Raw genomic sequence first — 25,489 nt, forward strand, 5'->3', positions numbered from 1 at the left:
TCTTTTACTGTGTTTTAACCTTAGTCGCCATATTCTTTCACTCTGACTTCAGTGAATAATTATAGCAATTAAGAATCTAACGGCCTCATATACGCTAGGAAACGTTTCTCTGCGAATTTGAAAATCGCGATGATGATGAACGTTAGTGCCATGTAGAACAGACCTGCCGTTAGGAAAGACTCGAATGGGGCGTAGTAACGAGAGTTAACCAAACGCGCTGCACCTGTTAAGTCCATAATGGTTACGATACCAGCTACCGCAGAGCCGTGAAGCATGAAGATAACTTCATTACTGTAAGCCGGTAATGCTCGACGAAGAGCACTTGGCAGAATGATACGGCGGTATGTCTTCGGTGTACTCATGCCATATGCTTTTGCTGCTTCAACTTCACCTTTCGGTAATCCGTTAATTGCACCACGGATGATTTCAGCGGTATAAGCCGACGTATTCAGAATAAACGCAACCAATGCACAGAACCATGCGTTTTCCCATAGTGTGTCTTTTACTGGAAAGAACTGGTCCATACCGTAGTAAATCAGGTACAACTGCACCAGTAGCGGCGTACCACGGAAGAAATAAATGAACGACCAAGCCGGAGCGTTAATCAGCATGTTTGGGCTGTTACGAGCGATCGCTAATGGTATGGCTACAAATAAGCCAATAATCAAAGCGACACAAACCATCCAAGCCGTTGTCCATAAACCATCAAGGTAAATCGGCAGGCTTTCAATTATCAATGAAAAGTCCATAACTACCTCGCGTGGATACTGAATTTACGTTCAACCAACTTAAGTAAGCCCGTCGAAACGCTGGTGAAGAATAAGAAGATAATCGCTACTGTCATATAGAAGGTAAATGGCATTTTGGTTGAACCTGCCGCTAATGCGCTAACACGTACCATGTCTTCTAGGCCAATAATCGAAACCAGCGCGGTAGTTTTAAGTAAAACCAGCCAGTTGTTACCAAAACCCGGTAGTGCGTGACGAATCATTTGCGGTAATAGAATACGGCGGAACGCTAAAACGGGGCCCATGCCATAGGCCTTTGCTGCTTCCATTTCACCGCTGTCAACCGCCATGATTGCACCACGGAAAGTTTCGGCCATGTAAGCGCCAAAGATGAAGCCAATGGTTAAGACACCAGCAATAAATGGGCTGACATCAATATAATCAGGTAAGTAAGAGGTCCATTCGTGGTTAGGATCACTTGATGTGAACCACTCGTTGAGCCACTCATTGATGGAATACAAACTGTTGTTTAAAAGGATTTGCCCACCAAAGAAAATCAGCATCATCAAGACGAGATCAGGAATGCCGCGAATAACGGTTGTGTAGAGGGTTGCAATAGCACGAGCCCAGCGATAAGGCGCTAGCTTTGCTAAGGCACCTAGCATACCAAGAACCATAGCTAAAATTAGCGACAGTAAGGCAACTTCGATTGTAAGCACCGCCCCTTTCAGGATCGACGCTTCATATCCTTGTAAATCAAACATAATGAATTCCAACAGAACTGCGAAAAAGTTGGTAAGACAGGGAGAGGAGAACCTCTCCCTTAAGAAGTGATGCTAGAGATTACTCACCGTATACGTCGTAGTTGAAGTATTTAGCAGCGATATCTTGGTAGATGCCTTTTTCACGTAGTGAAAGGATTGCCGCATCTAATTGCTTAGTCAGATCTTTGTCTTGCTTACGTAGAGCAATACCAAAACCTTCACCGAACCACTTAGGATCTGTTAGTGATGGACCAACAAACTCGTAGTCTTCACCACCAGCTTTGTTTAGTACGCCTTCTTCTAGAGCTGATGCATCACCCAGTACAGCAGCAACACGACCGTTAGCTAGGTCAAGGTAAGCTTCATCGAATGAACCGTAACGAACGATTTCTACTGTGTCACCGTAGTTGTCTGTTAGGTACTTATCGTGAGTTGTTGCACGTTGAACGGCAATCTTTTTACCACTTAGATCATCAAAGTTAAGGTCTGCACCTTTCTTAGCGATGAAATTGTTTGGGATAAGTGCGTATTTACCAGTGAAGTCGATCTTTTTCTTACGCTCTTCCGTGATAGACATTGCCGCGATGATTGCATCATATTTGCGAGCAAGTAGAGAAGGAATAATACCATCCCAATCTTGTGCAACGATCTTACACTGCACCTGCATTTCAGTACAAAGCGCGTTAGCCATATCGACATCGAAGCCTTTCAGTGAACCGTCAGCTTCTGTCCAGCTAAACGGAGGGTAAGCACCTTCAATACCGAAACGTACTGTTTTCCATTCTTTTGCTTGAGCTACGCCCGTTGCAGCAGTTGCAGCAAGTGCCGCGACTAATAACCACTTTTTCATATCCCTACTCCTGTGATTTAGGTTTTTATGTTTTGCTAGTTTTAATATTGTGTTTGTTGTTACTTGTTGTGTTTTATTGTTCACACCGTCGCTGTTTACCTTGGCAACGGCATTTCAATTCTGATTAGTAAATCGATGAGATAAATTGTTGTAAACGCTCAGATTCAGGTTCCGTAAACAGTTTAGCTGGATCGCCCTGCTCTTCCACTAAGCCTTGATGCAAGAACATCACATGGTTTGATACGTCACGAGCGAAAGCCATTTCATGTGTTACCACAAGCATGGTTCTTCCTTCTTCTGCTAGATCGCGCATTACACCAAGCACTTCGCCTACTAACTCAGGGTCTAGTGCCGATGTGGGTTCATCAAACAGCATCACTTCAGGGTCAACCGCTAGCGCTCGCGCAATCGCAGCACGTTGTTGTTGTCCACCTGATAAATGACCTGGGTAGTAATCTTTGCGCTCATACAGGCCTACTTTCTTCAGTAGTAACTCTGCATTTTCAATCGCTTGTGCTTTAGGTACACCTAAGACGTGAACAGGCGCTTCGATAACATTTTCGAGAACGGTCAGGTGAGACCACAGATTGAAACCCTGAAAAACCATCGCTAAGCGAGAACGGATTCGCTGTACTTGTTTTTCATTGGCAGGAACAGATACACCTTGGCGGTTGTTTTTCATTTGAATTAATTCGCCATTAACCCAAATCTCGCCTGCGGTTGGTGTCTCTAAAAGGTTGATACATCTAAGGAAAGTACTTTTACCCGACCCTGAAGATCCGATAATCGATACTACATCGCCTTTATGCGCAGAAAGTGAAATTCCCTTTAAAACTTCATTTTGACCAAACGTTTTGTGTAGATCCTTTATGTCCAGCGCTGGTACATCTTTCATGCGCTTTCTCTCCCAAGTTTGTGAAAATGCAAGGTACTCCGACCTTTTCATGCGATACAAACTAGCACCACACGAAACAACATGCAACAAATTATTAACCTAATAAACTGGAATAAATAGCGATTCACTCTGACTTATTATGCAAAAGGTAGCGTTTTCGCCTCAATGATATGAATATCGCTTATAAAAAAGCCCCGTTCAACGGAGCTTATTTGTTTAAATTATGTTAAGCAAGCCTATTATTTATCGTTCTAATGATAAGAATTTAGTACTTTTACTCATTGCTTCTAATTCAATACGAGTACTTTCTTTCAAGACTAATCCGTGAGCATCATATTTAGCATCTGTGAGTGCAGTGCTGTAGAAACCGTTTTGTACATATCGGAAGTCAATATCTTCATCATTTTCCGAAAACCAGTAGTTTTGTTGTAAATCAAAGCTACCTAAATCTGATGAGTCGATAGATTCAATGTTAGGAATAATTACTTGTTCATTAGTAAATCCATATACGGTGTGAAGCTGAGTTGCGGCGCTTCCTAAGTTAGGCTTTAAGCTTACACGCTGAATACCTTTCTCTGTCGTATCAATAGAAATACTATTAGAAAGATCAACTATCAGAGCGTTAGCGGGGTTATTGCTTCTGTTGGATATCGCAGGGTCCAAGTCAGCTAATGTCGTAACGTTAAATACGTCATCTTCGTTTACGTCCAAATCCCATGTGTCATCTAATGGGATATTCAGCTCTGCGCTCCAATTAGTAATAGGAGTGCCAGTTGTTCTAGCAAACCATTGCTCACCATTACGCAGCATATCCGTATGGTAATATTCGCGGACAGTATTTGCCTGAGTCACCAGAATCTTATTGGTATTCTTATATGCAACACCTATATCTAGATCCCCATACGAAACAGTAGAACCGCGCATGATAGATTTTTGGTTCCCCGTGTATGACAGCTCAATACTGCTGCTAGACCAGTCATCAAACCCATATTGGAATAAACTACCGTCTGCACGATACTGAGTCGCTAGAGTAATGTCATTGCTTAATGCTTGGAATCCAGTACTCGTATCTATTTCAGGATTGTTTGACGTCTCTTGATCAATACTAGAAGTGAAAACATAAGGGAAAACAGCTGAGTCTCCTGACGTATCATCACCGGTGTTTATGTAACGGATATTGTCTTGCGTTACTTCAGACAAATTTGTACCAGTAATGCAAGATAACGAAGGAATTGGAGTGACAACGGTGATGAGCATTGTCGACATATTAGACGCATTAGCTTCTAGAAGTTTCTGAGAGAAAGATGTGACGTACAAGTCGAATCCGACTTGTTCTTTGATACTAACGAAACCATTTTTTGGAATATCGTCAACAATAATCTTAACTTTACCGTTGCTTACTGTTTCTTCTGATTCAGCGACAACCTCACCGTCGTCATCAAGGTAAACAATAGAAAGTAAACTATCCAAAGCATCTTCAATTGGCTTTGCTACCAATACTTCTGTGGTTACATTCTCAGTACCGCTATTATTAGTTACCGTTCTTTCTCTATCATAATATTGGCAACTTCCAGCCGTTGAAGCATCTACTTTATCTACTTTAACAAATTCAAGTTGAATGCTTGTTTTGACAGGACCACCGCCACCACCGCCGCCGCTGCTTCCACCGCCACAACCAACTAGTAACCCTGAAACCATTGCCGCTAGTGGCAACATTAATGTCTTTTTCATCTATTCTCGTCCTGTTTGTGGCAACAGCTCGCCAAAATTAAATATCTATTAGCGATTAAGCAAAAAGTAAGCCAATCATTAAAAATGGAATTTATATAGGATAAGAACTGTGACAAGACGATGAAAACGACAGTTTGTGAAAACTAATTACATAATTCATCAATGATAAGTTAATGAATCGCTGCGTTTTGTAGCTTTCTTTCACATAAACTCATAAAGTGATCAAGATCAATCACCCTAAAGGGTAAGCTTGTTAGACTCCTCAGCAAAGAATAAGGCATTAAAAATGCCAAACATTTCTTTTAACTTAGCTACATAAAGCACATCAAAATCGTGCAACATAATGTTAATGAGTTATAACTAAGAAATAACGCAATTACGCAATTACGCGAACTTATAGAATTCAATTTTAGAATTACTAACATAAAAATATGAGGAATCTATGTCAGACGTTGTGAACAATGCGAACTCTGAAGTAGAAGAGAAAAGCTACAAAGAGCTACACCGCCCTGCTTCTGAATTTGAGAGCCGCTCAGATTATCTAGATCACGAACTTCAAATCATGAAGCCTCGCCGCTTCGGTTTAAACCTTCCAGGCCGTGACTTCCGCTTTGAACTTGAAGATCTTGTTCCTGCACTTGCTGGTACCATTGGTATCATTGCGATGTACTCTGCAGTAATGATGTCTTGGGCTGATGGCCTAACTCAAGCTTGGGATCACGTAAACCTAGGTAAAGACTTCGCAATTGAAGTTGCTCGTGTAGAAATGCTTATTCCTGCACTACTGTTTTGTATCCTTGCTTCTGGTTTCTTTAACCCTAAAGCAAACCTTGCCGGTAACCACGGCCCAATGATCCCTCTTATTGGTACCATCGCTCTCGCTGGTGCTCACCCTCTTGCATTGGCAATCCTTATCGGTGTCTTCGGTCTAATCCTAAGTTTCCTAAAAGGCGGCTCCAAGTTGGTTAACCTTACTTCGGAAGGTACCGCTGGTGGCTTGCTCATTTTCTTAGGCCTAACGGGTACAATGAGCCAAATCAACTCAATTCAAGAATGGGCTGTTGGTCTTCAATCTTCTACTGTTGAAGCGGGTAGCATGGGTTACGTTGGTTTAATCGTTCTTGCTATTACTATTGCTATCTACGCTTTTCTAGCAAAAGTGAACAAGCGCTGGTTAGCTATCCCAGTTTGTGCATTCACAGGCCTTGCGATTGCTTTAGCACTAGGTGCTGGTTTCGATATCGTATTCGAAACCAAAATGGGTATTCCAAACCTAAACCCAGTTTACTGGTGGGGTTCTACTTCTGAAGGTTGGATGCTTGGCTTGCCAAATGTTGAACACTTCATTGCATCTCTACCATTTGCAATCCTTGCTGTAGCAATGTGGTCTCCTGATTTCTTAGGTCACCGTATCTTCCAAGAACTTAACTACCCTAGACGTTCTGAAAAAGTTCTGATGGATGTGGATGACACTATGACTATGTGTTCAGTTCGTCAAATGGTGGGTACTGCTGTGGGTGGTGGTAACATCACATCTTCTTGGGGTACTTACATGATCCCAGCAGCAATCGCGAAACGCCCAATTCCTGGCGGCGCAATCTTGCTTGGTTCTCTATGTATTATTGTTGCAATCCTTGGTTTCCCAATGGATGTTGCGGTTTGGCCACCAGTAATGCGTGTTGCTCTACTTGTAGGTGTATCTCTACCTCTACTTGAAGCGGGTATGCAAATGGTTAAGGATTCAAAAGATTCTCAAGCGGCTGGTATCTGTATCTTCGGTTCAGCAGTTGTTAACCCTGTATTAGCATGGGCACTAACTATGCTTCTTGATAACAATGGCTTTATTGGTGATAAAGAACGTGCGAAGCGTCTATCATTTGTAGACAAAATTGTTATCCCGGTTGGCGTTTTAGTTATCTGTCTAGTAGCAATGCTTGCAGTTGGTATGCTAGAAAGTCAATATGGCCTAAAAGCTTGGCTATAATAGTCTTAACTACACAAAAGTAGTATTGAGACTAAAAAAAAGTTTGGGTGGCAACCCCTGCCACTCAAATTTTTTCAACTTTTTTTGGTATTTATTGATTTAGTTTAAGGTTTGCAGGAATTTTTTAGCGTAGTCTTGAATTCATAGAGTAAAGACAACATATAAAAAGTAGTGACAATATATATAACCATATGACGCTTATATGCTCATATATATTGTTATTAATAAGAGTGTACTACCCTTACGAGGGGCGCTGGCTCAACAGTGTTAAGTACGAATTTTTTCTACTAAAAAGGTAGGTATGTCATGGCAGAGCAATTTGCTAAAGCTTGGGAAGATTTTGCTGCAGGTGAGTGGCAAAGCGAAGTAAACGTTCGTGATTTCATTCAAAAGAACTACACGCCATATGAAGGCGACGAGTCTTTCCTAGTTTCTGAAGGTACTGAAGCGACTAATACGCTTTGGGCTTCGGTAATGGAAGGTATCAAACAGGAAAACGCAACTAAAGCACCTGTAGATTTCGATACTTCTGTTATCTCTACCATCACTTCTCATGATGCGGGCTACATCCAAAAAGACCTTGAAACAATTGTTGGTCTACAAACTGAAAAACCACTAAAACGTGCAATCATCCCTAACGGTGGTGTACGTATGGTTGAAGGTTCTTGTAAAGCATACGGTGAAACTCTTGACCCGATGGTTTCAAAAATCTATTCAGAATACCGTAAAACACACAACGCTGGTGTTTTCGATATCTACACGCCTGATATTCTGAAATGTCGTAAGTCTGGTGTTCTGACTGGTCTTCCAGATGCATACGGCCGTGGTCGTATCATTGGTGATTACCGTCGCGTAGCACTTTACGGTATTGATTTCCTAATGAAAGACAAAGCAGCTCAATTCGCTTCTCTACAAGAGCGTTTCGAGAACGGCGAAGATCTTGCAGCTACAATGCAACTGCGTGAAGAGATCTCTGAGCAACACCGTGCTCTAGGTCAAATCAAGCAGATGGCAGCGTCTTATGGCTTCGATATCTCTGAGCCAGCTCAATCTGCTCAAGAAGCTATTCAGTGGACTTACTTCGGCTACCTAGCTGCTGTTAAATCTCAAAATGGTGCTGCAATGTCTCTAGGTCGTACTTCGACTTTCCTAGACATCTACCTAGAGCGTGATATCGCTGCTGGTAAAATTACAGAAGACCAAGCTCAAGAAATGATCGACCACTTCGTAATGAAGCTGCGTATGGTTCGTTTCCTACGTACTCCTGAGTACGATGAGCTATTCTCTGGCGACCCAATCTGGGCAACAGAGTCTATGGGTGGTATGGGCATCGACGGTCGTACGCTAGTAACGCGTTCGAACTTCCGTTTCCTTAACTCTCTATACACAATGGGTCCTTCTCCAGAGCCAAACATCACGGTTCTTTGGTCTGAGCAGCTACCTGACGGCTTCAAACGTTTCTGTGCGAAGGTATCTATCGATACTTCTTCTATCCAGTACGAAAATGATGACCTAATGCGTCCTGACCTTGAGTCTGATGATTACGCTATCGCTTGTTGTGTATCTCCAATGATCGTTGGTAAGCAAATGCAGTTCTTCGGTGCTCGTGCTAACCTTGCGAAAACAATGCTTTACGCAATCAACGGCGGTGTGGACGAAAAACTTAAGATGCAAGTTGGTCCTAAAGAAGCTCCAATGACTGACGCTGTTCTTGATTACGATAAAGTAATGGACCGTCTAGATCACTTCATGGACTGGCTAGCTAAGCAATACGTGACTGCACTAAACAGCATTCACTACATGCACGACAAGTACAGCTACGAAGCGTCTCTAATGGCTCTTCATGACCGTGACGTTCGTCGTACTATGGCTTGTGGTATTGCTGGTCTATCTGTTGCAGCTGACTCATTGTCTGCAATCAAGTTCGCGACTGTTAAACCAATCCGCGACGAAGATGGCATCGCAACTGACTTCGAAATCGAAGGCGATTACCCTAAATACGGTAACAACGACTCTCGTGTAGATGACATTGCTTGTGAACTAGTTTCTACGTTCATGAACAAGATCCGTAAGCTTAAAACTTACCGTAACTCTATCCCTACACAGTCAGTTCTTACTATCACGTCTAACGTGGTTTACGGTAAGAAAACAGGTAACACTCCAGACGGTCGTCGTGCTGGCGCTCCTTTCGCTCCTGGTGCAAACCCAATGCACGGTCGTGATGAGAAAGGCGCTGTAGCTTCACTAACGTCTGTAGGTAAACTACCGTTTGCTGACGCACAAGATGGTATCTCTTACACGTTCTCTATCGTGCCAAACGCACTAGGTAAAGAACAAGACAGCCAACGTGCTAACCTTGCAGGCCTAATGGATGGTTACTTCCACCACGAAGCTGGCATTGAAGGTGGTCAACACCTTAACGTTAACGTTCTTAACCGCGAAACTCTTGAAGACGCAGTTAAGCACCCTGAGAAATACCCTCAGCTAACAATCCGTGTATCTGGTTACGCTGTTCGCTTTAACTCTCTAACTGCAGAGCAACAAGCTGACGTAATCGCACGTACATTTACTGAGTCTCTATAAGCTCACCGCTTAATCGACCAGTAAATAATATTAGCCTCGCCAATGTGCGGGGCTTTTTTATATCACTCATAAATTCATTATTTCGCTTTCACTTATACGAAACGTCAGATTGAGCAAAAAAACCGTCATCTATTCACTTTTTTTTCACACCTAAACTCTAATTACGGTACTATCTTGGTTCATAATTTAAGAGTAACTGCTCCATGAAATACCTGCGTTGTTTACCCCTGATTCTTCTCTCTTTCTCATCTCTAGCCTCTGAGCGTTCTACGCTAACTTTTGCTTTAGATAATGATGGTATTTTTGGTGTCGACCAAGACTATACCAACGGCTTATTTCTGGGTTACACATCGTCAAGTATTACGCCATACAATTGGGTGAAACCATTGAGTCTTTCCTATTGGGGCGCAAGCTCTTTAGATAAGTGGGAAATAACCATTGGCCACAAGATGTATACGCCTTCCGATATTGAAGCAGAAGAACCCCTTGCCAATGATCGCCCATACGCTGGCTACCTGCATACAGAATTCAACTACATCAGCTTGAACCCACAACAAGCTCAACGTTTTAACATCACGTTTGGTACAACAGGCGAACGTGCATTGTCTGAAGATGCTCAAAAGTTGGTTCACTCGATCACAAAATCGGATGAGCCTATGGGTTGGGAATATCAAATTGATGATGAGTGGGCGGGGAGCGTTGGTTACCTAAGCCATTTCAACCTAATGCGTAATCAAGCTCTAGCGAACACCGACTTCGAAATATCAAATATCTCAGAAATTAATGTGGGTAACTTTAGAAGTGATATCCAAACGGGCTTCATGTTCCGTTGGGGTACCGACCTAGGTGGTAACTTTGGTGCGGCTAACATCAGCACTGAAAACCCATTTAAAGCTGGCATGATTGGCGCATCCAACTCAGGTTGGTTTACCTATGCTGGCCTTGAAGGTCGTTACCGATTCAATGACTTGACTATCGAAGGTGATCGTTCAGGTGTGGACGAATACGCTAATAAAGTAGGAGATGACCCTGCTATCTACGATGTGACTTTAGAGAATGTTCAAGCAACGGCAGTGCTAGGTGTGGCTTGGTATAACCGATACATTGGTGCCTCTTTCGCGCTAACCGCAAAAACGCCAGATTACGAAGAAGCAAAAGAGTCAATGTACACCACTGGTGGTATCACAATGTTCGCTTTCTTCTAGCCACCAATAAGGGCTTTCGTCCTTTACTTTTCAAGTTTAATAAAGGCAATCATCTTCACAGGTGATTGCCTTTATTTTTAAAGGTCTCGTTACCATTTGACCCTATTTTATGTGCCGTTTTTGTAATAAAATAAACGGTATAAATTCCTCTACGAGAATAGCTCATGTCTACAACTGGTCGCATTCACTCATTCGAATCTTGTGGTACTGTCGATGGCCCTGGTATCCGCTTTATTGTGTTTCTTCAAGGCTGCTTAATGCGTTGTATGTACTGTCATAACCGCGATACATGGGATCTTCATGACGGAAAGGAAGTTACGGTCGAAGAGATCATCAGCGAAGCAAAATCATACCGTCATTTCATGAAAGCCTCTGGTGGTGGTATCACCTGTTCTGGTGGCGAAGCGATGCTACAACCTGAGTTTGTTCGTGACTTTTTCCGCGCGGCTCAAGCTGAAGGCATCCACACTTGTCTTGATACTAATGGCTACATTCGTAAGCACACTGAAGTGGTTGATGAAGTACTCGAAGCCTCTGACCTAGTGATGCTCGATCTTAAGCACATGCGAGATGAGATTCACCACGATTTCATTGGTGTATCAAACAGACGTACTCTGGATTTTGCACGCTACCTACACAAAATCGGTAAGAAGACGTGGATTCGTTATGTGATTGTCCCTGGCTACACAGATACACCTGAAGATGCTCATCTGCTAGGTGAATTCATTAAAGACATGGATAACATCGAGAAAGTAGAACTGCTTCCATACCATAAACTTGGTGCACATAAGTGGGAAGCGCTTGGTTTTGACTACCCTCTTGAAGGTACAAATCCGCCAAGCAAAGAGAAAATGGACGAGATTGTTGCTGTTCTAAGCCAGTACCATTCAAACGTAAAATACTAATATAGATTTACGTTCATAATGTTTTCAAACGCCTCAATTTCAATTGGGGCGTTTTCTTTTCTTGTTGGAATATCCTTTCACTTTTCTTTACAACTTTTGTTTATCAATTCAAAAAATCATATTAAATCCGTGTTGAGATCATGTTTCCACTCGTAGGAATGCTGTTACTCTTACTGCAACAAAAGAATACAACATTTAGTTTTTTAGTGAGGCTCCTCCCATGGAAATGACCAATGCTCAGCGTCTAATTCTATCAAATCAATACTACCTAATGTCTCAAATGAATCCTGAGAACTCAGCTAAATACCAACGTCTACAAACGATTGTAGAACGTGGTTACGAACTCCAAATGCGTGAGCTTAACAAAGAATTTGGTTGTTTGACTGAAGCAGAATGTCGCGAAATTATCGACATCATGGAGATGTACCATGCAATGCAAGAGTCGAACAAAATGCTTGCAGAACAAGAACGTGCTGAAGTTGACCAACGTCGCCTGCAGTTCTTAGGTTTTGATATCGCTTCTGAAGCACAGGCCGTACACTACGTACGTTTCCTTGTGGATTCTGAAGGTCTTTACCCTCAATTCGACAAAGCCGATCACCACTTCAATAGCCAAATGCCAATGCTAGAGAAATACCGTCGCATGCTAACAACATGGCGCAACTGCCCTCGTCAGTACCACCTATGTGCGACAGAGCTATCTCAAATCTTTAGCGCTTAATACGTTAATAGATCAGCGATAACTTTTTAAAAAGTTTCAAGAAAAAGGGTTACTCATCATGAGTAACCCTTTTTTAATGTTCGTACCAAAGAGAAAAACAAAGCAACTAGAAAACGTAAGCCACACCAACGTTCTCGGCCAGGTTGATGCCAGTAACGCAGCACTGATAGCCACTATTTTTGACCCATGGTTCTTCACTACATCTACCGATTTATTGAGCAATTTTCAATCACGCCGCGCACTATATGGTACTTAATTCCGACAAATCAATTGAGCCCAGCTATACATCTAACACACATAAATCCAGCATGGGTATTGTTAAGCGATCTAAAATCGCAAAACAAACGGCCAGATCCCCTCGAATGTAAAATAATTTGATTCTACGCACCTCAAGTTGCCTATTGCGCTCACCACGTTTTTCACACGCAAAATTGTAAATAAATACATAATTGTTAAGCAAAATTGTGGAAGCGGGTCTAACCTTAAAATGTAGGGAGAGCCTATTTTTCAATCGCTCGTCAGTTTTGACTGGTTAACAAGGGGAATGTGACTATGAGTATTTTTGACCACTATCAATCACGTTATGAAGCAGCCAAGGAAGAAGAGCTGACATTGCAAGAGTTCTTAGGGCTGTGTAAAGACGATAAAAGTGCTTACGCTAATGCTGCCGAGCGCTTATTACTAGCCATTGGCGAACCGGAGGTCATTGACACAGCTCAAGACCCTCAACTGAGTCGTATTTTCTCGAACCGTGTCATCTCACGATACAGCGAATTTAAAGATTTCTACGGCATGGAAGATGCGATTGAACAGATTGTTTCTTACTTAAAACACGCTGCGCAAGGTTTAGAAGAACGTAAACAAATCCTTTACTTACTTGGCCCTGTGGGCGGCGGTAAATCTTCTCTCGCAGAAAAACTTAAAGCCTTGATGCAGAAACTACCAATCTATGTATTGTCTGCTGACGGTGAACGAAGCCCAGTAAACGATCACCCATTCTGTCTATTCGATGTTAACGAAGACGGCGACTTATTGAAGAACGAATACGGCATTGAGAAACGCTACCTTCGCTCGATTATGTCTCCGTGGGCAGCGAAACGTCTGCACGATTTTGGCGGTGATATTTCCAAATTCAAAGTCATCAAACTGCGCCCTTCTATTCTCGATCAAGTTGCGATCGCGAAGACAGAGCCTGGTGATGAAAACAACCAAGATATTTCGTCTCTGGTTGGTAAAGTCGATATTCGCAAACTTGAGCACTTCTCTCAAGATGATCCTGATGCCTACAGCTACTCTGGTGCGTTATGTAAAGCCAACCAAGGTGTGATGGAATTCGTGGAGATGTTTAAGGCACCAATTAAGGTATTACACCCTCTACTAACAGCAACACAAGAAGGTAACTTCAACGGTACCGAAGGGCTTTCTGCACTGCCATTTGACGGCATGATTCTCGCTCACTCGAACGAATCCGAGTGGCAGACCTTCCGTAACAACAAAAACAATGAAGCCTTCCTCGACCGTGTGTACATTGTAAAAGTCCCTTACTGTCTGCGCGTCTCTGAAGAAGTTAAGATCTACAAAAAACTACTGGAACACAGTGAGCTGTCCAAAGCACCTTGTTCACCAAGCACACTCGATCTGCTATCGCAATTCAGCATCCTTTCGAGACTGAAAGAGCCTGAAAACTCTTCTCTGTTCTCAAAAATGCGCGTTTACGATGGCGAAACTCTAAAAGACACAGATCCAAAAGCGAAGAGCTACCAAGAGTACCGAGATTATGCTGGCGTTGACGAAGGCATGTCTGGGCTATCAACGCGTTTCGCCTTTAAGATTCTGTCTCGCGTGTTTAACTTCGACCAAGCCGAAGTGGCCGCGAACCCAGTGCACTTGTTCTACGTTATTGAACAACAAATCGAACGTGAGCAGTTCCCTCAAGAGACCGCCGAGAAGTACCTAGAATTCTTGAAAGGATACCTAGTGCCGCGCTACGTAGAGTTCATCGGTAAAGAAATTCAAACCGCTTACCTAGAGTCTTACTCTGAGTACGGTCAGAATATCTTCGACCGCTATGTCACCTACGCAGACTTCTGGATTCAAGACCAAGAGTACCGCGATCCAGAAACAGGCCAGCTATTTGACCGTGCTTCTCTGAATGGTGAACTAGAGAAAATCGAGAAAACCGCCGGTATCAGTAACCCTAAAGACTTCCGAAATGAGATTGTGAACTTTGTGCTTCGTGCCAAAGCCAACAATAACGGTCAAAACCCAGTTTGGACGAGCTACGAGAAACTGCGCACTGTGATTGAAAAGAAAATGTTCTCCAACACAGAAGAGCTACTTCCTGTTATTTCGTTCAATGCTAAGACCTCAACGGATGATCAGAAAAAACACGACGACTTCGTTGCTCGTATGATGGAAAAAGGCTACACCGAGAAACAAGTTAGACTGCTATCCGAGTGGTACCTAAGAGTTCGTAAATCCTCATAACCAAACTGTACTGAGCTGTTCAAGTGAGCAGCTCGTACATAATAAAAAATAGGATCGCGACATCAGCTGAGAGGGAGTTCTTATGGCACAATTTATCGATCGGAGGCTCAATGGCAAAAATAAGAGTGCTGTGAATAGACAGCGTTTCTTACGACGCCATAAAGAGCAAATCAAAGAATCTGTGGCCGATGCAGTCAACCGACGCTCAATCACCAATACTGAAACCGGTGAAGACGTCACTATTCCCCATAAAGACATCAAAGAGCCAAGCTTTCACCAAGGTCAAGGCGGCGTAAGAGAACGCGTTCACCCAGGTAATGACCAGTTCATCACGGGCGATAAAATTGAACGTCCTAAAGGTGGCGGTCAAGGTGGTGGCTCAGGCCAGGGTGACGCAAGCCCTGATGGCGAAGGCCAAGATGAATTTACCTTCCAAATTTCAAAAGATGAGTATCTTGATATTCTCTTTGAAGATTTAGCTCTGCCTAATCTAGAGAAGAATCAGGTCAACAAAATCACCGAATGGAAAACTCACCGATCTGGTTACCAAAGTGCGGGGATTCCGTCCAACATCGCTATTGTTCGTTCACTGCAGCAATCTCTGGCTCGTAGAACTGCGATGACAGCAGGTAAAAAGCGCGAGCTTAACCTACTGATGGAGCAGCTTGACCAAGTTAAAATGACAGAGCCGGCACAACCTTTTGAAGAAGGTCGCCTCAAAGAAGAAATTGCCGAGTTACGTAAAAAAATTGAAAGTGTGCCGTTCATTGACACCTTCGACTTACGTTTTAAAAACTACGAGAAGCGCCCTATTCCATCTAGCCAAGCGGTCATGTTCTGTCTAATGGATGTGTCTGGGTCAATGGATCAGGCCACAAAAGATATTGCGAAGCGCTTTTATGTCCTTCTGTATCTGTTCCTAAACCGCACCTACGAAAACGTCGATGTTGTGTTTATTCGCCACCATACTCAGGCTAAAGAAGTCGACGAACATGAGTTTTTCTACTCACAAGAAACCGGTGGCACCATTGTTTCGAGTGCATTGAAACTGATGAAGGAAATTGTCGCAGACCGCTACCCTGCTAATGAGTGGAACATCTATGCTGCACAAGCCTCTGATGGCGATAACTGGGCTGATGACTCTCCTCGTTGTAAAGAGCTATTGGTCAATACGCTTCTGCCAACTTGCCAATATTACTCTTACATCGAAATAACACGCCGCTCTCATCAAACACTTTGGCACGAATACGAAAAACTCGAGAGCAGCTTTGACAACTTCGCCATGAAAAACATTAAAACGGTGGATGATATTTTTCCTGTGTTTAGAGAACTGTTCCAGAAAGAGACAGCGTAAGGGAGTTTGCCATGACAGCGAAATCAAACGTTGCAGAGAAAGATAAAGCTGCACAGAAAAAAAACGACAAGATGCTGCCTGACGGTCCAGATTGGACGTTCAACCTCTTGGAGAAATACCACGTAGAAATTAAGCGCGTGGCGCAGCATTACCGTTTAGATACTTACCCAAACCAAATCGAAGTAATTACTTCAGAGCAGATGATGGATGCATACTCAAGCATTGGTATGCCAATCAATTACAACCACTGGTCATTTGGTAAAAAATTCATTCAAACTGAACAAAACTACAAGCATGGCCAAATGGGATTGGCGTACGAAATCGTAATCAACTCCGATCCTTGTATCGCTTATCTGATGGAAGAGAACACGGTCACGATGCAGGCGTTGGTAATGGCTCACGCTTGCTATGGTCACAACTCTTTCTTTAAAGGTAACTACCTGTTCCAAACATGGACCGATGCCAGTTCTATCATCGATTACTTGTTGTTCGCTAAGAAGTACATTAGTGGCTGTGAAGAGAAATATGGTGTCGCAGAGGTCGAGCAGCTCCTTGATTCTTGCCATGCATTGATGAATTACGGCGTAGACCGATACAAACGCCCTGAGAAGATTTCCATTGCAGAAGAGACAGCAAGACAAGAAGAACGCGAAGCTTATCTGCAATCTCAAGTGAATGAGCTTTGGCGAACCGTTCCTCAGAATAAAAGTAAGGAAGAAGAGACCAAGATCCGTTTCCCTAGCGAGCCTCAAGAAAATATTCTCTACTTTATCGAGAAGAACGCACCACTACTTGAACCTTGGCAGCGCGAGTGTGTTCGTATTGTTCGCAAGGTAAGCCAATACTTCTACCCTCAGAAACAAACTCAAGTGATGAACGAAGGCTGGGCAACCTTCTGGCATTACACCATTCTTAACCATCTTTACGACGAAGGCTTGGTGAGTGATAAGTTCATCTTAGAGTTTCTACACAGTCACACCAGTGTGGTTGCTCAACCCGCCTACAACAGCCCTTATTTCAGTGGGATAAACCCTTATGCACTTGGCTTTGCGATGTTTAGAGACATCCGACGCATCTGTGAAGAGCCAACTGATGAAGACAGAGAGTGGTTCCCTGAATTAGCAGGAAGTGATTGGTTAGAAGCGGTGCATTTTGCTATGCACAACTTCAAAGATGAAAGCTTCATCAGCCAATACCTTTCTCCAAAAATCATTCGAGACTTTAAGCTATTCTCTGTACTTGATGATGACCGTAAAAACACCATTGAGATAAGTGCTATTCACGATGACCCGGGCTACCGCCTAATTCGTGAGAAGCTTGCAGCGCAATACAACCTAAGTAACCTTGAACCGAATATTCAGGTGTTTAACGTCGATGTTCGTGGTGATCGCTCAATGACGCTGCAGTATGTACCTCATGACCGCATCCCACTTGATAAGGGCTACGATGAAGTAATGAAGCATCTCTACCGTTTATGGGGCTTCGATGTAATTTTGGAAGAGGTAAAAGACACGGGTCATAGAGAAATTCTAACCACTTGTCCAAAACGTAATGATTACGGAGCCAAGATTTAAGACCCATCACAGTGAGTAGATGATGGGTATAAAACTCCGCTCCCCCTACAACATAGTGGTCAACCCGCTCGGAAGTGGAGCAATAAAAAAGCGCATAAGTCTGATGACTTATGCGCTTTCTTTTTAAGGCTCAAACGTCTGTAAATGAACGCAAAGCACGAAAACTAGAACTAGAACTAGAACTAGAACTAGATACTAGTGCTAAAATGGAACAAGCTTAAACAATCGGCTTTTGGCCGCGTTCAATCAGCTTCATCAGCACACTGTCTGCAGATTTACCTGCCACGCCCGCTAGTTTGTCTGAAAGCTTTTTCTTCTGTACGTAGTGAATCGCTAGAACCGTTTTGTCTTTACATGCTGCTACGACTAAATCATCAGAAGTGCTGATCTCATCCACAAGCCCAAGTTCATGTGCTTGTGTACCAAACCAGTGCTCACCGGTTGCTACTTTTTCAAGATCTAACGCAGGACGATGGTCACGTATGAAGTCTTTAAACAAACCATGAGTTTCCTCTAGCTCTTCTTTAAACTTCTCGCGTGCTTTATCACTGTTCTCACCAAACATAGTAAGCGTGCGTTTGTACTCACCTGCCGTTAACTGTTCAAACTCAATGTCGTGCTTTTTAAGCAGCTTGTTGAAGTTTGGCAGTTGAGCGATAACACCAATAGAACCAACAATAGCAAAAGGTGCAGATACGATTTTGTCTGCGATACATGCCATCATATAACCGCCACTGGCTGCTACTTTGTCTACTGAGATAGTCAGAGGTAGACCTGCCGCTTTGATACGATCAAGTTGAGAAGACGCCAAACCATAGCCGTGAACCATACCACCGCCAGATTCCAGCTTAAGCAATACTTCGTCACCTTCGCGAGCAACAGCTAGAACCGCCGTTACCTCTTCACGTAAAGAAGCCACTTCTTTAGCATCAATGCTGCCATTAAAATCGAGAACAAATAGGTGTGGTTCACGCTTGCTATCAAGCTCACCCTCTTTCGCTGCTTTCTTCACTTCTTTGCCACGTGATTTTACTTTCTCTTTTTCCGCTTTCTTTTCTGCTTTATCACGTGCTTTGATGAAAGCATCATCATGCAAATGGTGCTCTAGTTGTTCAATCGTTTGTTTGTGGTGCTCAGATAGGTTCGTGATTTCCAGCTCACCTTTAATTGCGCTTGATTTTCCACCCACAGATTTAGCTATCACTAAAATTGCAATGATGGCGATTACAACGGTCGCAATCTTGGCTAAAAACAAGCCGTAGTCCAACAAAAATTCCAATGTCATATCCCCTATTGTATGAATTAGTGTATTGTAACCATCTTGTCACGATTACCAAGAATTTCTCATCATTCCGGTGGTTATCTGTGTGATTAAACATCAATGGAATGACGAACATAATAAAAGAAAGAAGGATAAGCACAGTGGATTACCCAATCTCTACAGATGCCCTCAAAGATAAAGTAATTTTGGTTACAGGTGCCGGTGCTGGCATTGGTCGCCAAGCTGCACTAAGCTTCGCTCAACATGGCGCTACTGTCATTCTGTTAGGCCGCAATGTCAAAAACCTAGAATTCATTTACGATGAAATCGAAAGTTCTGGTTACCCGCAACCTGCGATTATCCCATTGGATTTAAAAGGCGCGACGAAACAGAACTACATCGACATGGCTGAAACCATTGAATCTCAATTCGGTCGCTTAGATGGTCTACTGCATAACGCAGGTGTGCTTGGTACGTTAAGTCCGTTTGATCAAATCGATGAAGAAACGTTTGATGGCGTCATGCAAATCAACGTTAAAGCTGAATTTCTAATGACTCAAGCATTACTGCCAATCATTAAGAAAGCAGAAGCAGGTCGTATCGTATTCACCTCTTCAACCGTTGGTCACTCTGGCCGTGCATTCTGGGGCACTTACGCGATTTCTAAGTTTGCGACTGAAGGTATGATGCAAATCTTAGCCGATGAGCTTGAAGGCACAAACATCCGTGTTAACGCGATCAACCCAGGCGGAACTCAAACACGCATGCGTGCAAAAGCGTACCCAGGTGAAGATGCGAACAAGCTAAAAACACCACTCGACATCATCCCGCTGTATCTACACTTAATGAACCCAAGTGTGTCAGACATTAATGGCCAATGTATCGACGCTCAACCTAAATAGCTGATATTATGAGCAATAACAAGAAGTCGCTTTAATAGCGGCTTTTTTTGTATCTAAATCAATCAACTAACACTTACTTCCGCTAATTTTCGTCATTTTGCTTTGCATCTTTTTCATTGTTAAATATACTGTATAAATATACAGGTATTTAATTATGCATGAACTCATAAAAAACTTACAAGACCGCCAGTTAATCTGGAGAGGGCTACAAGTAACAACGCAAGGAAGTACCACTTCGACAGGCTATCCGCAATTGGATAAACAGCTTGATGGTGGCTTTCCTACACACGGCGTTATTGAAGTTGAATCACAACAAGGGATCGGCGAACTTCGTCTGCTTACCCCCTATTTAGCTCAGCAAAACTCACAGAAGTTGGCCATATTCATTAACCCGCCAGGGAAGATCTGTGCCGAGTTTTTTAGCAGCCAAGGGATTGAACTCGATAACATCTTGGTGATCGAGCCTCAACGCGACCTCGATGCATTATGGGCTGCCGAACAGTGTCTCAAGAGTGGTGCTTGTCATTCTGTATTGTTATGGGGAGCCGATCTCGAAATCCACCAAACCAAACGCCTACAAGCAGCAAGTGAAACCGGTAAGTGCCTGCAATTTCATTTTAAAGCCACCAGCCATAATCAACTATCCCTGCCCGTATCCTTAAGCATGAAACTGTCTTCTCACGCCCAAGGGTTGAAGGTAGAGGTAACAAAAAGAAAAGGCAGTTGGTCGTATGGCAGCTTTATTCTAGACATGACACACAACTGGCCGTTACTCACAGAGAAAGTTGTTTATGAAGACAATTTAGACCGGGCTTTGTCCGGTAACACTGTGCTGGCTTTTCCTATTGCGAAGCAAGGCTAACGTATGTTGTGGCTTTATCTGCACTTTCCGTCTCTGCAGTTGGATACCTTGTTTGACTCTAATGAATTGGGTTCGAACGAAGACTCACGCAAGCAACCTATTATCATCGTAGATGAAAAAGATCACCGTGTACTGCAAGCTAACCCAGCTGCGCTGCAATCGGGAATTTCGCTTGATATGGGCTTAGGGTCTGCGGCGGCGCTTTGCCATCACTTACACGTCCACCCTTACAGTATTGAACTGGAGAAAAGTAAGCTCAAAGAGATCGCTCAATGGGCGTATCTAATCACTTCCGACATGGCGTTATTGCCACCTAATGGTTTGCTGATTAAAGCCTCTAACATGCTGTCACTTTACGATGGGCTAGATAACTACTGGCATGAGCTCAAAAGGCACTTAGAAACGCTCAATATCCAGTTCAGCTTTGCCACAGGTTATTCGCCGCTTTCTGCAATCCTTTTGGGCAAGCAAGCCATCAACCAAGCGACGAACAATGTTGAGCAGATGAAAGCTTGGGTAAGTAAGCAGACGCTGAGTTCAAGCGAGCTACCAACTAAGCAAGTTGAACGCCTAAATCGTGTTGGTATTAATGTCGTAGAAGACCTATTAAAGCTGCCTTTGCAAGATGTCGCGCGCCGCTTTGATATCGACTTGGTGAACTATGTGGGTCGTCTTAATGGGCAGTTCAAGCACCCTATTGATTTCTATCATCCACCAGAGAGTTTCCAACAATATTTGGAGCTGCTGTTTGATATTGAAAACATTCTATTTATCGAAAAGCCACTACTGAAATTGTTGAACCAACTGGAATGCTTTTTGAAGCTACGTGACCGAGTAGCTTTTGAGTTAACACTAACTCTGCACCTTAGGGATAAAGACGATCACCCTATATCTTTCTATTCGGCGCAGGGCGATTATCTTGCTCGCAAATGGGCGAACCTAACGCATCTCACCTTAGAGTCACTGAAGATCACAGCCCCCGTTCAAGGGCTCACTCTCTCGTTAACTCGTCATGGTGAGCCTCAAATGGACTACCATGATCTTTTCGATGGTAATACCGGAACACTTGCCGCGTTAGATTTGCTCTCACTACTGCAAGCAAAGCTTGGGCAAGCCTGCATTCAAACACCGAAAATACAGTACGATCCAAGGCCAGAAAAGGCCAATCAGTATTCGATCCCCACACTGAGTAAGTTTGTAGCAAAGAGGCAAACGCCCACAGGGTTCGAGCAACAAGCCACTGCTTTCAACATCAACCAACAACGACTCAGGCCCAGTATTTTACTGCCAGAGCCCGAAGCCTTAACCGAAAGCGTCACCTTATCTCAAGGCCCTGAGCGCATTGTGTCTGGCTGGTGGGACGGAGAGAAAGTCATTCGTGACTACTTTATTGCTCACAGTGAAAACGGCCGCAGATTATGGATATTTAGAACGCCAGATAAACAATGGTTTTTGCACGGTTTATTTAGCTAGCCGTAAGGCTGTTTGGTAAGTCGTTCTTACCACTTGTTCCATTTAAACGTCCCTTTTCAATCATGTTCACTCGCAATGGTTAAGTGAGATTACGTTATGTCTCAGCAATATTCAGAGCTCTTCTGTCAAAGTAATTACTCCTTCCTTGAGGGAGCCTCACACGCAGAGGAGCTTGTTTTACAGGCCGACTTCTTACGTTACAAAGCCCTTGCGGTCACCGACGAGTGCTCGGTCGCGGGCATCGTCAAGGTTCACTCTGCAATCAAGCAACATAAACTGTCGCTCAAGCAAATTGTCGGGAGCATGTTTTGGCTAAATGACGAGTGCCAAGTGGTTTTGCTATGCCCAAACAGACAAGCCTATGCCGAGCTGTGCCGTATTATTACCAACGCGAGACGTCGTAGCAGTAAGGGACATTATCAGCTCTCTGAGTGGGATATCATGTCGGCTAAGCACTGCTTTATTCTTTGGCTTCCTCAACAGAAAAATGAAGACGCGCACTGGGGGCAATGGCTTTCTCAACATCATTCAGGTCGATTGTGGATCGGCTTACAACGACACTTAAAGCAAACTGACCAGCAGTACACGGATTACTGTGTTGAGCTGTCCCAACATCACCATCTTCCTATTACTGCCTGTGGTGGCGTGCTGATGCACAACGCTAATCGCTTACCCTTGCAGCATTCACTCACTGCGATCAAGTATCAACGTCCCATTACTGAAGTGGGCAGTCACTTACTCGCCAATGCCGAGCGCTGTTTACGCAGCATCAATAAGCTCTCTCATATCTTCAAAGCTGAATGGCTAGAAGAGAGCAACCGAATCTCTGATCTGTGCGAATTTGATTTAGACAGCTTGCGCTACGAATACCCGAGCGAGCTGATTCCTCAAGGTGAGACACCCATGAGTTATCTGCGCATGTTAGTCGAGAAAGGAAAACAGGCTCGCTTCCCACAAGGTGTACCTAATGACATCCAACAAATCATAGATAAAGAATTGGGGCTGATTGATGAGCTCAACTACCCTTTCTTCTTTCTCACCATTCACGACATCGTGATGTTTGCCAAAAGCCAAGGGATTCTTTACCAAGGTCGAGGTTCAGCGGCCAATTCCGTGGTCTGTTACTGCTTAGAAATCACCTCTGTCGACCCAAGACAGATCTCAGTATTATTTGAACGCTTCATCAGTAAAGAACGTGATGAGCCGCCGGATATTGATGTCGATTTTGAGCATGAGCGCCGTGAAGAAGTCATCCAATACATCTACAAAAAATACGGTAGAGAACGCGCTGCGCTTGCCGCGACTGTCATTTCATATCGCTTCAAAAGTGCGGTAAGGGATGTAGGCAAAGCTTTAGGGTTACAGGAAACCCAGCTTGATTACTTTATTAAGAACACCAACCGCAGAGACAAAAACTTAGGTTGGCAGGCTCAGTTAACTCAATTAGGACTACAACCTGACTCTTTGAAGGGTCAGCAGTTTATCCATTTGGTTAATGAAATCATCGGCTTTCCACGTCATCTATCTCAGCATGTTGGTGGCTTTGTGATCTCTTCCGGGCCTTTGTACGAACTGGTTCCCGTCGAGAATGCGGCTATGCACGATCGAACCATCATTCAATGGGATAAAGATGATCTTGAAACCTTAGGGCTACTTAAAGTCGATGTACTCGCGCTTGGTATGCTTTCTGCTATTCGTAAGTGCTTCGACCTGATCAAACGCATTCATGGGCGATCACTCACCATCGCAGAGATCACTCGTCTCAAGGACGACCCTCTGGTTTACGGCATGATTCAACGAGCAGACACGGTCGGTATCTTCCAAATTGAATCACGCGCGCAAATGAGCATGCTACCAAGGCTTAAACCAAAGACTTATTACGACTTGGTGATCCAAATTGCTATCGTACGTCCTGGGCCTATTCAAGGCGATATGGTTCACCCGTTCTTAAAGCGCCGAGATGGTATTGAGCCAATCAGCTACCCATCTAAAGATGTGGAGTCGGTACTGTCGCGCACCTTAGGTGTTCCAATCTTCCAAGAGCAAGTGATTAAACTCGCCATGGTTGCCGCAGGGTTCACAGGTGGTGAAGCGGATCAACTCAGACGCGCCATGGCGGCTTGGAAGAAAAATGGCAACGTCTTTAAGTTTAAAAACAAACTCATCGAAGGCATGCAAAAACGCGGCTATGAAACCGAGTTTGCTGAACAGATCTTTAAACAGATATGCGGTTTTGGTGAATACGGTTTTCCAGAAAGCCACTCGGCTTCATTTGCAGTATTAGCGTATTGTTCCGCTTGGTTGAAATGTTACTACCCAGAGTGTTTTTACGCGTCTTTGCTAAATAGCCAACCTATGGGATTCTATAGCCCATCACAGTTGGTACAAGATGCGCAGCGACATAATGTGGTAATACTTCCGGTATGTGTGAACGCTTCTCAAAACGATCACACGGTTGTCTCTCATCAGAATGGTCTAGCAATTCGATTAGGGCTACGACAAATCAAAGGATTCAGCGAGCATGGAATACAAAGCGTGCTCGCCAATCGTCCACAATTCGGTTATCGCCACCCTAGCCAGGTGAAACAGTTATCGATGAATAAGAAAGATATCGAGCTACTGGCATCGGCCAATGCGCTACATAACGTTTCTGGAGACCGCTTCCAGACTCGCTGGGCGATCATGGACTCCGCTTCTGATTTACCTCTGTTTAGCCAGATCTATGACGATACCGAGGATGAGACTGGCGAACACACACTGCACAAGCCCAACGAGATGCAAGATCTACTCGAAGATTTCACCAGTGTCGGAATTTCATTAAACAAGCACCCAATCACTTTGCTCGAAGAAGCGGGGCGATTAGGTCGATTCACACACATGAAAGACTTAATACAACAAAGGCACAAATCTATGGTCACCGTTGTCGGATTAGTCACAGGAAAACAATCTCCCGGAACCGCGGCAGGTGTCACCTTTGTCACACTAGAGGATAGCACTGGCAATATTAATGTTGTGGTCTGGGGAGCAACCGCGCGCGCTCAACAACAAGCTTATCTCACAGCCAAGGCGTTAAAGGTACAAGGGATATTAGAAAAAGAAGGAGAAGTTGTGCACGTTATCGCGGGGAAACTTATCGATATTACCGACGAAATTGTTGGCTTGAAAACCAAATCTCGGGATTTTCATTAGCGAAGTACCAACTGTTCTCAA

19 protein-coding genes are annotated in these 25,489 nt (G+C 43.7%); 13 read left to right on the forward strand and 6 right to left on the reverse strand.

The window, feature by feature from the left end; all coding sequences use genetic code 11:
- Positions 1-68: 68 nt before the first annotated feature.
- The 5 genes from ITG09_10765 to ITG09_10785 form a co-directional block, all read right to left on the reverse strand.
- The gene (locus tag ITG09_10765) at positions 69-749 is read right to left on the reverse strand and encodes an ABC transporter permease (protein UPR51189.1); all 681 of its coding nucleotides are present in this window, start codon (positions 747-749) and stop codon (positions 69-71) included.
- A 2-nt stretch (positions 750-751) separates the two neighbouring features.
- Positions 752-1,492, reverse strand: a complete 741-nt coding sequence (locus tag ITG09_10770) for an ABC transporter permease (protein ID UPR51190.1) — start codon at positions 1,490-1,492, stop codon at positions 752-754.
- A 79-nt stretch (positions 1,493-1,571) separates the two neighbouring features.
- A complete protein-coding gene (locus ITG09_10775) occupies positions 1,572-2,342 on the reverse strand; it encodes an ABC transporter substrate-binding protein (protein UPR51191.1) in 771 nt (256 codons plus the stop codon).
- Between the two features lie 124 nt (positions 2,343-2,466).
- Positions 2,467-3,237 carry an ABC transporter ATP-binding protein gene (locus ITG09_10780; protein UPR51192.1) on the reverse strand — a complete coding sequence of 257 codons (771 nt, stop codon included), beginning with the start codon at positions 3,235-3,237 and terminating at the stop codon, positions 2,467-2,469.
- A 243-nt stretch (positions 3,238-3,480) separates the two neighbouring features.
- On the reverse strand, positions 3,481-4,968 hold the full coding sequence (locus tag ITG09_10785) for a hypothetical protein (GenBank protein ID UPR51193.1): 1,488 nt from the start codon (positions 4,966-4,968) through the stop codon (positions 3,481-3,483).
- 442 nt (positions 4,969-5,410) lie between these two features.
- On the opposite strand from ITG09_10785, the gene ITG09_10790 reads away from it, so the two are divergent.
- From ITG09_10790 to ITG09_10830, 9 genes are all read left to right on the forward strand, one after another.
- The gene (locus ITG09_10790) at positions 5,411-6,952 is read left to right on the forward strand and encodes a DUF3360 family protein (protein UPR51194.1); all 1,542 of its coding nucleotides are present in this window, start codon (positions 5,411-5,413) and stop codon (positions 6,950-6,952) included.
- A gap of 306 nt (positions 6,953-7,258) precedes the next feature.
- Positions 7,259-9,535, forward strand: coding sequence for a formate C-acetyltransferase (gene pflB, locus ITG09_10795; GenBank protein UPR51195.1), 2,277 nt, complete (start codon positions 7,259-7,261; stop codon positions 9,533-9,535).
- Between the two features lie 203 nt (positions 9,536-9,738).
- A complete protein-coding gene (locus tag ITG09_10800) occupies positions 9,739-10,740 on the forward strand; it encodes a lipid A deacylase LpxR family protein (GenBank protein UPR51196.1) in 1,002 nt (333 codons plus the stop codon).
- 164 nt (positions 10,741-10,904) lie between these two features.
- Positions 10,905-11,645: a pyruvate formate lyase 1-activating protein gene (gene pflA / locus ITG09_10805; GenBank protein UPR51197.1), complete on the forward strand. Its 741-nt coding sequence runs from the start codon at positions 10,905-10,907 to the stop codon at positions 11,643-11,645.
- 220 nt (positions 11,646-11,865) lie between these two features.
- Positions 11,866-12,366 carry a YfbU family protein gene (locus ITG09_10810; GenBank protein UPR51198.1) on the forward strand — a complete coding sequence of 167 codons (501 nt, stop codon included), beginning with the start codon at positions 11,866-11,868 and terminating at the stop codon, positions 12,364-12,366.
- A 58-nt stretch (positions 12,367-12,424) separates the two neighbouring features.
- On the forward strand, positions 12,425-12,622 hold the full coding sequence (locus ITG09_10815; GenBank protein UPR51199.1) for a hypothetical protein: 198 nt from the start codon (positions 12,425-12,427) through the stop codon (positions 12,620-12,622).
- 296 nt (positions 12,623-12,918) lie between these two features.
- Entirely contained in the window at positions 12,919-14,853 is a 1,935-nt protein-coding gene (locus ITG09_10820; GenBank protein UPR51200.1) for a PrkA family serine protein kinase, read from the forward strand.
- Between the two features lie 82 nt (positions 14,854-14,935).
- Positions 14,936-16,207, forward strand: a complete 1,272-nt coding sequence (locus ITG09_10825; GenBank protein ID UPR51201.1) for a YeaH/YhbH family protein — start codon at positions 14,936-14,938, stop codon at positions 16,205-16,207.
- 11 nt (positions 16,208-16,218) lie between these two features.
- Positions 16,219-17,781 carry a SpoVR family protein gene (locus ITG09_10830; protein UPR51202.1) on the forward strand — a complete coding sequence of 521 codons (1,563 nt, stop codon included), beginning with the start codon at positions 16,219-16,221 and terminating at the stop codon, positions 17,779-17,781.
- A 217-nt stretch (positions 17,782-17,998) separates the two neighbouring features.
- Here the strand turns inward: ITG09_10830 and sohB are convergent, their stop codons facing one another.
- Positions 17,999-19,066, reverse strand: a complete 1,068-nt coding sequence (gene sohB, locus ITG09_10835) for a protease SohB (protein UPR51203.1) — start codon at positions 19,064-19,066, stop codon at positions 17,999-18,001.
- Positions 19,067-19,203: 137 nt separating this feature from the next.
- On the opposite strand from sohB, the gene ITG09_10840 reads away from it, so the two are divergent.
- The 4 genes from ITG09_10840 to ITG09_10855 all read left to right on the forward strand — a co-directional run bounded on the left by ITG09_10840 (position 19,204) and on the right by ITG09_10855 (position 25,468).
- Positions 19,204-19,944: a YciK family oxidoreductase gene (locus ITG09_10840; protein ID UPR51204.1), complete on the forward strand. Its 741-nt coding sequence runs from the start codon at positions 19,204-19,206 to the stop codon at positions 19,942-19,944.
- A 154-nt stretch (positions 19,945-20,098) separates the two neighbouring features.
- Positions 20,099-20,806: a translesion DNA synthesis-associated protein ImuA gene (gene imuA, locus ITG09_10845; protein UPR51205.1), complete on the forward strand. Its 708-nt coding sequence runs from the start codon at positions 20,099-20,101 to the stop codon at positions 20,804-20,806.
- A gap of 3 nt (positions 20,807-20,809) precedes the next feature.
- On the forward strand, positions 20,810-22,279 hold the full coding sequence (locus tag ITG09_10850) for a DNA polymerase Y family protein (protein ID UPR51206.1): 1,470 nt from the start codon (positions 20,810-20,812) through the stop codon (positions 22,277-22,279).
- 96 nt (positions 22,280-22,375) lie between these two features.
- A complete protein-coding gene (locus tag ITG09_10855) occupies positions 22,376-25,468 on the forward strand; it encodes an error-prone DNA polymerase (GenBank protein UPR51207.1) in 3,093 nt (1,030 codons plus the stop codon).
- Positions 25,469-25,489: the final 21 nt, after the last annotated feature.

The organism is Vibrio cyclitrophicus, assembly GCA_023206055.1.
Taxonomy (GTDB): Bacteria; Pseudomonadota; Gammaproteobacteria; order Enterobacterales; family Vibrionaceae; genus Vibrio; species Vibrio cyclitrophicus_A.